This window comes from uncultured Psychrobacillus sp. (assembly GCF_938022135.1).
GTDB lineage: Bacteria > Bacillota > Bacilli > Bacillales_A > Planococcaceae > Psychrobacillus.
Map to the genome: position 1 here is coordinate 104,105 of NZ_CALIED010000020.1, position 13,130 is coordinate 117,234.

The window sequence follows — 13,130 nt, forward strand, 5'->3', positions numbered from 1 at the left end:
TATGGTTCCTTTTTAAAATCGGATTATTAAGGTAAGATTTAATTACTGCTTAGCACAAATGCTCAAGCGAAAAAATTTAGGAGGTATTCAAATGAATACAAAGTTTAAAGTAAAAACAGTACGAACAATCACATCACCATCAAATCCGAACGTTACAACTTATTATGCATGGACGGAATTTCAAGATTTACCAAGTGGTATTTCTTTAGAAGTAAATCCCCGAAAACCTAAAATGAATACGTCTGTAGCTAAACAACTAATTACTGCGGTTAAAAGCACGGATAATGATTTTGACCTTAATAACCGTGGTATTGTTATTACCGCAAATAACTTTAAATTTCATACAAACGATAGTATGGCTGAATTAGACTTAGGGGATGATCCAAAAAAGTTTGGAATCCTCGATGGAGGTCACACGTATCAAGCAATTATTGAAAATCGTAACCATTTATCTATAACTACAAAAAAATATGTTAAACTAGAGATTCTAATTGGAAAGGATTTAGATGTAGCTGCACTAGCAGATGCACGAAACACATCTGCTCAAGTTAGTGACCTTGCACTATTCGAACTTGATGATAAATTTGATTTTGTTAAAGAAGCAATAAAAAATGAAGTTTATGTAAATGAAGTTGCTTTTAAAGATAATGATAACAAACGTATTCCTATCATCGAATTATTAAAACTAATGTTTGCTTTTAATATTAAACGTTATCCAGATGATAGTAGTGCTCCTGTGTCAACATATTCTGCTAAACATTCTGTATTTAAAGATTACAAAAAAGAATTCGACAGTAATCCTAATATCTACAGACAATTAGCTTTACAGATTCCTAAACTTGTCGAGTTGTATGAAAAAATCCAAACCGAATTACCAGAAAGATATCAAGAATTTAAAAATGAAGAGGGAAGAACTGGTCGTTTCGGAGGTGTTCGTGGGGTTGAGAGCAACGGCAATTTCTCAACATTATTTACTCAAAAAACACTTTCTCATGAAATCTCCATTGGATTTATTCTCCCTATCTTCGGTGCTTTTAGAGCACTATTAAAAGAAGAAGATGGTGTTTTAGAATGGAGATTTGACCCAATTGAAGTTTGGGAAAAAGCTGGTCTTCGTTTAGTACAAAATACTTTTGATACAGATACAAACCCTCAACAAGTAGGTAAAAGTAAAACTCTTTGGCAATCAAATTATCGAATTGTAGATAGTATCCAAAAAGATTTACTATTAGCTTATTTTATGGAACAACAAAACAAATAAAAATAAGCCCTCCCTCTTTTAAAAGAAGAGGGCTATTTTTATCTATAGGAAATGCGGATTTACAACATTCAGCTACCTTTCGATAGATTGTGTTGCTTCCTCCTTACAGAACCGTGGTTGCGTTATTTACGCACACGGCTCCTCCAAATCATCATTCACAAAAAGTTCCTATCATCCTTAAAGAGTGAAAGTAACCACAAAGCTTATGCTCTATTCCGTTCCCTCGCTTTCAGTGGAATGCGTAAATATGAAGCACTGGCTCTTACTTGGAATAACTTAAACTTCACAACAAACGAACTGCGAATCAGCAAGGCTCAACGTGGTAAAAGTAATCCAACTTTATGTTAAATCCACAAAAACAGGTGTTGCTCGTACAATTAAAATGGGCGACAAGACAATGGCTGTTTTAAAAGAGTGAAAGAAAAAGCAGAAGCAAGATTATCTGTTATTAGGCTTTAATACGATGAAACCTAATCACAATGACAAAAATGAGTACTTACAACTTACAAAGCTTAGGAAATGGATCATACACGTACAAACGAAATACAATCTAGGTAAGATTACAACGCATGGTTTACTCCACACGCATTGTTCTTTACTGTTTGAAGCGGGTGCTAGTTTAAAAGAAGTTCAAGTTCGTTTAGGGCACACTGATGTAAAAACAACAATGGATATTTACACACACGTTACACAGAAACCAAAAGACGAAGCAATTTTAAAGTTTGCTAGCTATATAAACTTGTAACATTTTTGACTACGTTTTTGACTACGTTCGATTGATATTCATTGAAACTAAATGATATAGGCAAAAAGAAAAAACCCTTGAATACCAAGGGTTTTAACACTGAATGAAATCATATGATTTCGGTATATGGAGACGGCGGGATTTGAACCCGCGTCCAGAAACTCTAACACTTAAGCTTCTACGCGTGTATCTTACCTATTTGAAGTTTCGCGTAGCATTATGCCGATAAGCGGGCGTCCTGTACGCTAACTTGGAAATCTCTTGCTGACAGCTCAAGTGGCACTGCCAACCGTATCCCACTAAGAGTGAGCTCTACCTAGCCACATGGGCGATGGATAGATAAAGCAGATCCGAGCTTACGCTGCGAATGCTAAGTTGTTGTTTGTTTTGCCTGTTATTATAAGGTCCGTTTTTACAGAGCCGAGCCTCTGACGCGCAACTCAAGCTTAGACTATCCCTGTCGAATCCATAACGTCCCCGTTTATGGAATAATGTAAGCTTCGTTACATAGATAACTATACATCAAATTAGGTCAAAATTCAAGTGATACATACTGCCACTATCCGGATAACGTGGAAGTGCCTTAGCGTTGTGCATCCTTGAATGCTCGCTCGATGTCGCGTTTTGCTTCTTTTTTCTTTAATGTGTCGCGCTTGTCGTAATCCTTTTTCCCTTTACCGATGCCGATTAGGACCTTTGCGTAGCCGTTCTTTAAGTACATTTTAAGCGGTACGATGGTGAAGCCATCACGTTTTGTTTCACCGATTAGCGAGCTGATTTGCTTTTTGTGTAGTAGTAGCTTGCGAGAACGCAGCGGATCGTGGTTGAAGCGATTTCCCTGCTCGTATGGGCTGATGTGCATGTTGGAGATCCACGCCTCGTTGTTGCGGATGCGTACGAATGCGTCCTTTAGCTGCACCTTCCCGTTACGAATGGATTTGATCTCGGTCCCTTGTAGGACGATACCTGCCTCGATTGTTTCCTCGATAAAATAGTCATGATTGGCCTTCTTGTTTTGTGCTAGTGGCTTGTCGTCATGCTTCTTTGCCATTCTATTCACCCCTGTCTAAAGCTAGGTGGAGCGACCTAGGCCGCTCCCTCTTTATTTTTTCTTTGGTCGCTTGCGTTTTTGAGATTTCTTCGCAACGCCTTCGTAGAATTTCTTTTTCTGATTTGGTCCTTTTTTCGGTCCTGGCTGTGATTTATCTTTTCTATCCTTGCCAGAGCCTTTTTTCGATGCGTGGATGACCTTAGGGCTTTCCTTACGCGTGCTGCGGCCAAATGCTTTCTTCATGCCGACAACCTCGAAGTCGATTGCTGCTTCCTCTGGCTTAACGCCGGAAACCTTAACCGTCACCTCGTCACCGATACGGAACTGCTTACCAGAGCGCTCCCCGATCATCATCATTTGACGGTCATCAAAGCGGTAGTAGTCGTCTGTCATGTTCGTCACATGGACAAGACCCTCGATCGTGTTTGGAAGCTCGATGAACATACCGAAGTTCGTAACCGAGCTCACGATACCCTCGAATTCCTCACCGATTTTATCCGCCATATATTGTGCTTTTTTCAGTGCATCCGTGTCACGCTCTGCATCTACTGCACGGCGCTCGCGTTTGGATGTATGCTCTGCGATGTCGTCGATGATTGCACCCCAATGGTTAACCGTTGCGGATGATACATCCCCATTCACTAAATACGTACGGATCAGACGGTGTACGATCAAGTCAGGGTAACGACGAATCGGAGACGTGAAATGTGTATAGAACTCAGTCGATAAACCAAAGTGACCTAGACATTCTCCGTAATATTTTGCCTGCTGTAGGGAACGAAGAAGCATCGTCGAGATAACTGGCTCCTCTGGCATTCCCTCGATGCTTTCAATGATCTCTTGAAGAGCTTTCGGGTGAATGTCATTGCCTGTTCCTTTTACTACTAAGCCGAAGTTCGTTAGGAAGCCGAAGAAGCGTTGAAGCTTTTCTGGCTTAGGATCTTCATGGATACGGTAAATGAATGGCACATCCATCCATTTAAAGTGCTCTGCTACGGTTTCATTGGCAGCTAGCATGAATTCCTCGATCAGCTTCTCTGCCACCGTACGCTCACGAATAGCGACCTCTGTTGGCCAGCCATCGTCGTCTACTAGAATTTTAGCCTCTGGGAAGTCGAAATCGATAGCTCCGCGTTCCTCGCGTTTCTTTCTAAGCACTGCCGCAAGCTCCGCCATGTTCTCGAACATTGGCACAAGGTCCTTATAGCGCTCGATTAAATCCTCATCTTTTTCTTCTAAGATTTTATACACATCTGAGTACGTCATACGCTCCGTTGTGCGGATCACACTTTGGAAAATCTCATGGGACGTCACCATACCAGAGCCGTTAATGATCATTTCACATGATAGCGTTAAACGATCGACCTGTGGATTCAATGAACAAATACCGTTCGATAGACGATGTGGAATCATTGGAATTACACGGTCTGTTAAATACACACTCGTACCACGGTCATATGCCTCGCGGTCAAGCGCGGATCCCTCTGTTACATAGTGGCTTACGTCTGCAATATGTACGCCAAGCTTATATGTACCGTCAGGCAGCTTCGTTACGGTAACTGCATCATCCAAGTCCTTTGCGTCAGCTCCATCAATCGTCACGATCACTTCATCGCGAAGATCTCTACGTTCTTCTAAATCACCTTCTGCGATTTGGTCTGGCACCGCTTCTGCTTGGTCGATTACCTCTTTCGGGAAGTCGATCGTGATACCATGCTTGTAGATGATTGATAGAATATCGACGCCTGGATCATTTTTGTGACCAAGAATTTTCGTTACGATCCCTGTTGCAGACTTTCTTTCATTCGGCCAGTCGGTAATCTCAACGACTACCTTGTGACCGTCTACCGCACCTAATGTGTCGCCTTTTGCGACGAATACATCCATTGGCACTTTCTTGTCATCCGGTATTACGAAGCCGAAGCCTTTATTGTCCTGGAACGTTCCGACAACCTGGGACATCCCACGCTGCGTGATTTTGATGATCGTACCTTCTCTGCGGTCTCCAGATGATTCCTTCGATACGCGTACGAGCACCTTGTCTCCGTTTACTGCTCCGTTAATTTCCGTAGGGGGAATAAAAATATCATCCATTCCACTTTCCTCCGGCGTCACAAAGCCGAAGCCTTTTGCATGACCGATGAAGCTCCCGACGATTAAATTCATGCGAGATGGGACACCATAACGATTAGAACGTGAACGGACAACTGCTCCAGCGTCCTCCATGGACACTAGTGTTTTGACTAGCTCCTTGAAGTCGTCGGCCTCGGTCATTTCAAAATGGTCCTCTAGCTCCTTCGTGGTCATCGGTTTATATTCTTCTGAATTCATTAATTCTAATAATTGTTCTTTCATATTTTCCATCTAAACATCCCTCCCTTTTCAGCGTGTGCGGAAATGGCCTATTTTACACATTCCAATCCAGCGATTCTAAAAAGTTTAATATATCTTCGTGTAACGTTTCCTTTTCTGGTCCTAGCGTAATGACATGACCAGATTCCTCGTACCAGTTCAGCTTTTTTTCTAGTGATTCAGACTGCTCGTAAATATAGTTCGCAGAGTTTATATCAATCACCGAGTCCTTTTTGCCCTGTGTAACGAGAAGCGGAGCATATATATGATCCACATGATCGCGGACCTCGTAGACGAATTCACGCAGCTCGCCCAATGTCTGCATTGGGTTTTGGCGAATCTTCTCTACTTCTTCTTCTATTTGCTCGTCGCTTTTACCTTCATATTTCTTGTATTCCTTGGCATATTTTATGACGCCCTCGAACATAACGTCCGTCGTTTTCATTGTCATCGGAGAGCACATCGTTACGATTCCCTTTACAGGCACTGTATACCCCAATTTCAACGAAAATACGCCTCCAAGCGATAATCCGGCTACCGCAATCTCGTCATAGCCAGCTGCCTTTAAGCGGTCGTATGCCTTCATGACGTCCTTCCACCAGTCTTTCGGACCTGTTTCGAGCAGCTCCTCTGGCGGCACACCGTGTCCCTTATAATGCGGCGCAAGTGAGGTGTATCCATTCTTTTCTAAAAAACGTCCCAGCATCCGCACGTCGGACGAATTGCCAGTAAATCCATGTAATAATAATACCGCTCGCTTTCCAGCCTCAAAGAAGAACGGTTTTGGTGTTGTGATGCGCATTCCAATAAAACCTCCTGTTTCCATCAACACTGCTATTTTACTAGTATATACCTTTCCCTTATTAATTTTATCTTATGTATGCCCAAATATAAAAGAAAACGCCTAACCATTTGAAAGTATGGTTAGGCGTATACATTCGTTTTTTAAAATTTAGTAACAGCTATCGTTAATACGAAGAATAATACAGCAAGCACGATAGTCGCTCTATGTAAGATCAAATCCATACCACGAGCTTTCTGTTTTCCAAAGAGTTGTTCAGCTCCCCCGGAGATGGCTCCTGATAGCCCAGCACTTTTCCCTGATTGTAATAATACTACTACGATCAAAGCAAGCGAGACGATGATTAATAATGTCATTAATAATGTATTCATTGTTACACCTCCCGATTAGAACATCACAACAATATAATTTTACCAAATTTAAATAGAACTGACAACAGTCTATCAATTTTAAAGTAGTTATCTAAATAATATCATATATTTTCTCATAATCTAGCGTTAAAATGAAATAAGAAAGATTTAATGGTTTATATTGTCAAATACATAGAGAATGGGAAAGATTAATCGTGAATAAAAAATTATTTGCTATGACAAGCATTATCCTATTAGCGTTAATCGCTATCGTGTATTGGTTTACATTAAAGGAAGAAACGAGACTACCATCGGACAATTGGAGCAGAACCTTTTCCGTGGAAACTCCTGCAAGCAATTATTCTAATTTTCAAGTTTTGAATGAGGAAAATGGTTATGTGATCACGCTTCGAAACTTTAAGGAGCAGGCCATTCTCTCCTGTGATTTAGATTTAAAGTGTCAGGAAGCTCGCAGCCTCGCATTATCTAGCTCAAGCACGAACGTCTGGAGCAACGAGGCGGAATCTTATTTTATTAAAAATTATACGTTAATGCATGACGACACGGAAATCGCTCAGGACGTACAAAACTTCGTGAAATCTGGGGATGTGCTTGTCTATTGGACAAAGGACCACCAGCTAACCGTTTTGGATAACGGACAGGAGAAGTCTTACGAAGTGGCCGAGCCCATCTACGATGTAAAAATTATCGGGGATCACATATTGGCCATTACAAAGGAAAGCCAAGGAGATCGCTTCGCCGTCTATCATCTAGCAAACGAGCCGGTTCAGCTGTTCAAGCTAACGAGCACCGCAAGTCTAGTATCCTCTATTCAAATGATCGAGCAGTACCCAGGAGCATTCCTGCTGCTCATGGATACAACCATGGTTTCCGGTGGTGCGAAGACAAAGGTCATCCAACAAGCTGCCTTTGACCTGTCACCAAACCAAGCCATCCAGCTGTCGAAGCTATCGTTCCATCACGAGCAGGACGGTCGCACACTAGATGACATTACGCACGCCACGCTGTTTCAGCAGGACGGACAAACGCTAATCGCCTTTACCGCGACCCGTGCCGGCAATAAAAACCAAGTATTCCTCGGTGAGCTAGCTGGCGGTAAAGTGCTTGCCACCTCCTTAACGAAGGCAGGTACAAGATACGAGCGTCCAGTGATCCTCAATAAAGACGAGGTCGCTTTTCTAGAAATGAACGGCTCTCAAAGGGAATTAGTTTATACCTCCTCTGAACCTAGTAAAATAGAGGAAAGTAAACAAATCGCAAAAGAGGACTACAAGCAGGCAGCCTACACCCAGTTCAGCAAATCCTTTAACGGCTTAATGCTCGTCCTGTTCGGCTTCGCCTGGATCATCCTAGCCTTTGCGATCTCGTATATAAGTACAGCGGTTTTAAATCGTTTTAGATTTGAAAGAACGTATACGCTTGGATTTATCATTCATGTCGTATCTTTGTTGATATTACAGATTTTCTTCCTATATCGCTTCACGAAGGTCGAGACAACAATTGCGAACATCCCTTTCATTACAGAAAGCTGGCATTTCGTTGTTTTATTGATCGCCGGAAGCTTGCTGTCGACCGTACCATTACTTCTTGCCCGATATAAGCCGGAAGAAGATGATTACACGTATATGGTAATATACGCGACCTTTATGAATCTAGCCGTCCTGTTTTTCCTGGTCGGACCGTATATATTTTAATAGAAAGAGAGCAGGAGGGGATTCCTGCTCTCTTTTACTTTGGATAGGCTACTATGACCTCTCCATCCTTTGAAAGAGCCTGATAGGAAAAGGAATTCCATGTACCCTTCACGTCTAATAAAACAAATCTCTTTCCTGCGAGTTCAATAAAAGAAATATTCTTATATTCCTTTCCATTAGCCGTTATCACTAAATCATCAATGTGAGGGTCTTCTATGGACATGAGAAGAATGTACCCATTTTCATATCCGCTTGCTTGCCAAGGAATTAAGTCATCTGTTTCTGAAAGAATCTCACCCACACTTGCTATAACCCCTCTTTGCCCGGAGTAATTAATCATCTTCCATGTACCCATCCAATTTTGCTTTAGCCTAGCGACGACCGTGATAGAATGCGGAATCCTATAAAACGCTAACCACTCACCATCTTGCTGTATAATACCGTAAACCTCTTCCACGCTCGACGACCAATTTTTCGTGTTCCGCAAAACATCTTCCTCCGTGGGATCCTGGCTCCAATTGTAAATTACATAAACGATAAAGAAGGCAAATAAGGTACTCGCAATGAGAAGCTTTTTTATAGCTGTCACTCTCCTATTTATAACTCTAATTTGTTAAATAATACTAAATGAGCGTATGGAAGTATATAAGAGATTTTGATGAGGAGAGTGGGAGTGGGATTTACTCCGTATTTGGACGGGATTTAGGCTTTCTGCAAGGTTTATGCTTGTTTCCGCAAGGTTCTATGCTCTTTGTGCAAGGTTTCGTTTGATCTCCGCAAGGTTCTACTCTGTTTCTGCAAGGTTCCGCTCCATCTCCGCAAGGTTCTCCAAGTTGCCGATGCATCCTCCCTTTTTGCGCAACACTTTGCCCCATTTCTGCAACACTACGATCCATTCGCGCAACTCTTTGCCCAATTACTGCAACACTTCTCGCCATTCGCGCAACACTTGCTCTATTTCCCGCAACTCTTTTATTTCCCGCAATACTTCCTCCCGTTTGCGCAACACTTTGCCCCATTTCTGCAACACTTCACTCCTTTGGCGCAACACTTACCTCATTTCCCGCAACTCTTTTATTTCCCGCAATACTTCCTCCGGTTCGCGCAACACTTTGCCCCATTACTGCAACACTTCGCTCCATTCGCGCAACACTTCCCCTATTCCTCGCAATACTTTCTCCCTCCTACTCTCCTGCTCCATACTCTCTTTTCCACAAAAAAACTCCTCAACACAAATGTGTTAAGGAGCTTTCACTAATCATTATTTTTTCAAGTTATAGAATGTATCTTTTCCTAGGTATTGAGCTGTGTTGTACAGTTGGTCCTCGATACGTAGAAGTTGGTTGTATTTTGCTACGCGGTCAGAGCGGGATGGTGCTCCTGTTTTGATTTGGCCAGCGTTTGTTGCTACTGCTAGGTCTGCGATTGTTACGTCTTCAGACTCTCCAGAACGGTGGGAGATTACTGCTGTGTAGCCAGCGCGTTTTGCCATTTCGATTGCGTCGAATGTTTCTGTTAGTGTACCGATTTGGTTTACTTTCACAAGGATGGAGTTACCTACGCCTTGCTCGATCCCTTGTGCTAGTTTTTTCGTGTTTGTTACGAATAGATCGTCTCCAACTAGCTGAACTTTTTTGCCGATTCTATCTGTTAGAAGCTTGTGGCCAGCCCAGTCGTTTTCGTCTAATCCGTCTTCGATTGAGATGATTGGATATTTATTGCTAAGCTCTTCGTACCAATCAACCATTTCCTCTGAAGTTTTCACTACGCCTTCTCCAGTTAGGTGGTATTTGCCGTCTTCTTTGTTGAATAACTCAGAAGCTGCAACGTCCATTGCAAGAAGGACTTCTTCACCTGGTTTGTAGCCAGCTTTTTCTATGGCAGTCATGATTGTAGAAAGAGCTTCTTCATTTGATTTTAAGTTTGGTGCGAATCCGCCTTCATCCCCAACAGCTGTGTTTAAGCCAGCATCTTTTAATACTGATTTTAGGCTGTGGAAGATTTCAGCGCCCATGCGTAGTGCGTGACGGAATGATTCTGCTCCTACTGGCATGATCATGAATTCTTGGATGTCTACGTTGTTGTCAGCATGCTCGCCGCCGTTTACGATATTCATCATCGGAACTGGAAGTTGCTTTGCGTTAAACCCGCCTAGGTATTGATATAAAGGTACATCTAAATAGTCTGCTGCAGCGTGTGCTACGGCTATAGAAACTCCTAGAATAGCATTAGCTCCTAGGTTACCTTTGTTTTCTGTACCGTCTAGCTCGATCATGGCATGGTCGATTTCTACTTGGTCTAACACTGAGAAATTTTCTTCTAATTCTGCCGCGATTACGTTGTTCACGTTTTCTACCGCTTTTAATACACCTTTTCCAAGGTATCTTGATTTGTCGCCATCGCGAAGTTCTACCGCTTCGTATTCACCAGTAGATGCACCAGATGGTACGATTGCGCGGCCATATGCTCCGCTTTCTGTGAATACTTCTACTTCAACTGTTGGGTTCCCGCGTGAATCTAATACCTCACGAGCTTGAATTTGTGTAATAATTGGCATTTTCAACTCTCCGTTTCGATTAATGTTTTACCTGTCATTTCAGGCGGTGCTTCTATACCTAATAAGTGTAACATGGTTGGAGCCAAATCGGCTAAAATTCCATCTGTTCGAAGTTTCGCTCCTTTTTCGGTCACAATCACTGGAACAGGGTTGGTTGTATGAGCAGTCATCGGATTCCCCTCGAGGGTCGTTACCTCATCGGAGTTCCCATGGTCTGCTGTTATGATGGCCTGGCCACCTTTTGCTAAAATAGCATCTACTACTTTACCAAGGCAAGTATCCACTGCCTCGATTGCTTTAATAGTTGGCTCTAGCATACCGCTATGGCCGACCATATCTGGGTTAGCAAAGTTTAAGATGATTGCGTCGAATTTATCTAATGCAATTTCACCTAATAAAGCATCGGTTAGCTCATAGGCACTCATTTCAGGCTTCAAATCATAGGTTGCCACTTTAGGAGAATTAATAAGAATTCGCTGTTCTCCAGGGAATGTCTCCTCACGGCCACCACTCATAAAGAAGGTCACATGTGGATACTTCTCCGTTTCGGCAATGCGTAGCTGTGTTTTATCACGAGCTGCCAATACCTCGCCGATCGTGTTCGATAAATCGACTGTTTCAAATACTACATCAGCGACCACGTCATCACTATAATGCGTGAATGTCACGAACTTCAGATTTTTCGGATGCTTCTCACTAAGCGAGAAGCTATCGAATGAAGGTGTGTTAAGCGCCATCGATAATTGGATCGCACGGTCTGGACGGAAATTAAAGAAGATGACCGCATCGTTCGTATCAATCGTCGTAGCGGGCTGTCCATTTTCCTCGATGACAAATGGGACAACAAATTCATCTGCAATATCTTCCTCGTACGAATTAAGAATCCCTTGCGTCGCGCTTTCCGCCGTTTTACCGACTCCATCAACCATTGCCTGATAAGCAAGGATGACACGCTCCCAGCGACGGTCACGGTCCATTGCGTAGTAGCGTCCACTAATAGAAGCAAACTTACCGATTCCGATTTCCTTCATTTGCTTCTCTGTTTCCGCTACATAAGCGACAGATGTACGTGGACCAACGTCACGACCATCTAAAAAGCCATGTACAAATACATCGTCCAGTCCTTGCGCCTTAGCTAGCTTCAACAAAGCAAATAGATGAGAATAATGACTATGAACACCGCCATCTGATAGTAAGCCCATTAAATGCAGCTTGCCACCTGTTTGCTTTACATGCTCAATTGCCGCTAACAGCTTTTGCTCGTTAAAGAATTCTCCATCTCGAATCGATTTATGGATGCGAGTAAGGTTTTGATAGACAATTCTTCCGGCACCGATATTTAAATGACCAACCTCTGAGTTACCCATTTGTCCATCGGGTAGACCAACTGCCTCACCAGAAGCGATCAGGGTTGCATTCGGAAACTGGTTCCAGTAGCGATCGAAGTTTGGTTTTTTTGCATGAAATACGGCATTACCATACGTTTCGGGTCTTAGCCCGAAGCCGTCTAAAATAATGAGTGCAACTGGACTTTTAGGCATTTGCACCAGCCTCCAGTAATTTCACAAACGAATCTACCTGTAGGCTTGCCCCGCCAACTAGTGCACCATCGATATCTTCCTTAGAAAGCAATTCCACGATATTTTCAGGCTTCACGCTGCCACCGTATTGGATACGCACTGCACTTGATACTTCTTCTCCAAAGCCATCTAAAATAGTCTCACGGATTGCACGACATACATCGTTTGCATCGTCAGCCGTAGCTGTCTTACCAGTTCCAATAGCCCAGATTGGCTCGTAGGCGATAATCGTGTTTTTCACTTGTTCCTCTGTTAAGCCTTCTAGAGCTGCGGTTGTTTGAGCGGAAACGATGCTTTCTGTTTCGTTGCTCTCACGCTGCTCCAATGACTCTCCAACACAGATGATTGGCGTTAAGTTATATTCGAAGGCTGCCTTCGCTTTTTTATTGACGGATTCATCGGTTTCATTGAAATATTGACGTCTTTCCGAGTGTCCAATCACGACATAGCTTACGCCGATATCTTGTAATTGGTGGCCGCTCACCTCACCAGTGAACGCGCCTTCTTTTTCCTCATGCATGTTTTGTGCACCGATGGAAATGAAGGACCCCTTCGTCTCGTTCACTAAAGCCTCTAGAAATATAGACGGAGCGCAGATGACGGCTTCTACATTCGTAGTGTCGATCTGTTTTTCTTTTAATTCGTTAGCAAATTGCTTTGCCTCTGAAAGTGTTTTGTACATTTTCCAGTTTCCTGCGATTACTTGTTTACGCATAA

12 protein-coding genes and 1 other RNA gene are annotated in these 13,130 nt (G+C 42.7%); 3 read left to right on the forward strand and 10 right to left on the reverse strand.

Annotation, left to right across the window (positions count from 1 at the left end; translation table 11 throughout):
• Positions 1 to 91: 91 nt before the first annotated feature.
• Positions 92 to 1,261: an AIPR family protein gene (locus tag Q0371_RS04980; protein ID WP_298468990.1), complete on the forward strand. Its 1,170-nt coding sequence runs from the start codon at positions 92 to 94 to the stop codon at positions 1,259 to 1,261.
• Positions 1,262 to 1,724: 463 nt separating this feature from the next.
• Positions 1,725 to 2,006 (forward strand): tyrosine-type recombinase/integrase, encoded by a 282-nt coding sequence (locus Q0371_RS04985; RefSeq protein ID WP_298468993.1) that lies wholly within the window; start codon positions 1,725 to 1,727, stop codon positions 2,004 to 2,006.
• Positions 2,007 to 2,130: 124 nt separating this feature from the next.
• Here Q0371_RS04985 and ssrA read toward each other — a convergent pair.
• From ssrA to secG, 5 genes are all read right to left on the reverse strand, one after another.
• Positions 2,131 to 2,485, reverse strand: a transfer-messenger RNA (tmRNA) gene (gene ssrA, locus Q0371_RS04990).
• A 104-nt stretch (positions 2,486 to 2,589) separates the two neighbouring features.
• Positions 2,590 to 3,057, reverse strand: a complete 468-nt coding sequence (smpB, locus tag Q0371_RS04995; RefSeq protein ID WP_298468997.1) for an SsrA-binding protein SmpB — start codon at positions 3,055 to 3,057, stop codon at positions 2,590 to 2,592.
• A 51-nt stretch (positions 3,058 to 3,108) separates the two neighbouring features.
• On the reverse strand, positions 3,109 to 5,421 hold the full coding sequence (gene rnr, locus Q0371_RS05000; RefSeq protein ID WP_298469000.1) for a ribonuclease R: 2,313 nt from the start codon (positions 5,419 to 5,421) through the stop codon (positions 3,109 to 3,111).
• Between the two features lie 43 nt (positions 5,422 to 5,464).
• A complete protein-coding gene (locus Q0371_RS05005; RefSeq protein ID WP_298469003.1) occupies positions 5,465 to 6,211 on the reverse strand; it encodes a carboxylesterase in 747 nt (248 codons plus the stop codon).
• 143 nt (positions 6,212 to 6,354) lie between these two features.
• The gene (gene secG, locus Q0371_RS05010; protein WP_169359958.1) at positions 6,355 to 6,582 is read right to left on the reverse strand and encodes a preprotein translocase subunit SecG; all 228 of its coding nucleotides are present in this window, start codon (positions 6,580 to 6,582) and stop codon (positions 6,355 to 6,357) included.
• A gap of 194 nt (positions 6,583 to 6,776) precedes the next feature.
• Here secG and Q0371_RS05015 point away from each other — a divergent pair, with 194 nt between their 5' ends.
• Positions 6,777 to 8,276 carry a hypothetical protein gene (locus tag Q0371_RS05015; RefSeq protein WP_298469006.1) on the forward strand — a complete coding sequence of 500 codons (1,500 nt, stop codon included), beginning with the start codon at positions 6,777 to 6,779 and terminating at the stop codon, positions 8,274 to 8,276.
• Positions 8,277 to 8,310: 34 nt separating this feature from the next.
• Here Q0371_RS05015 and Q0371_RS05020 read toward each other — a convergent pair whose 3' ends face one another.
• The 5 genes from Q0371_RS05020 to tpiA form a co-directional block, all read right to left on the reverse strand.
• The gene (locus Q0371_RS05020; protein ID WP_298469009.1) at positions 8,311 to 8,865 is read right to left on the reverse strand and encodes a hypothetical protein; all 555 of its coding nucleotides are present in this window, start codon (positions 8,863 to 8,865) and stop codon (positions 8,311 to 8,313) included.
• A gap of 91 nt (positions 8,866 to 8,956) precedes the next feature.
• Positions 8,957 to 9,295 carry a hypothetical protein gene (locus Q0371_RS05025; RefSeq protein WP_298469012.1) on the reverse strand — a complete coding sequence of 113 codons (339 nt, stop codon included), beginning with the start codon at positions 9,293 to 9,295 and terminating at the stop codon, positions 8,957 to 8,959.
• Positions 9,296 to 9,537: 242 nt separating this feature from the next.
• Complete coding sequence (gene eno / locus Q0371_RS05030) at positions 9,538 to 10,833, reverse strand: phosphopyruvate hydratase (RefSeq protein ID WP_169359692.1); 1,296 nt, start codon at positions 10,831 to 10,833, stop codon at positions 9,538 to 9,540.
• A 2-nt stretch (positions 10,834 to 10,835) separates the two neighbouring features.
• The gene (gene gpmI, locus Q0371_RS05035) at positions 10,836 to 12,374 is read right to left on the reverse strand and encodes a 2,3-bisphosphoglycerate-independent phosphoglycerate mutase (RefSeq protein WP_298469015.1); all 1,539 of its coding nucleotides are present in this window, start codon (positions 12,372 to 12,374) and stop codon (positions 10,836 to 10,838) included.
• The gene (gene tpiA, locus Q0371_RS05040; RefSeq protein ID WP_298469018.1) at positions 12,367 to 13,128 is read right to left on the reverse strand and encodes a triose-phosphate isomerase; all 762 of its coding nucleotides are present in this window, start codon (positions 13,126 to 13,128) and stop codon (positions 12,367 to 12,369) included. The genes gpmI and tpiA overlap by 8 nt, the downstream gene beginning before the upstream one ends.
• Positions 13,129 to 13,130: the final 2 nt, after the last annotated feature.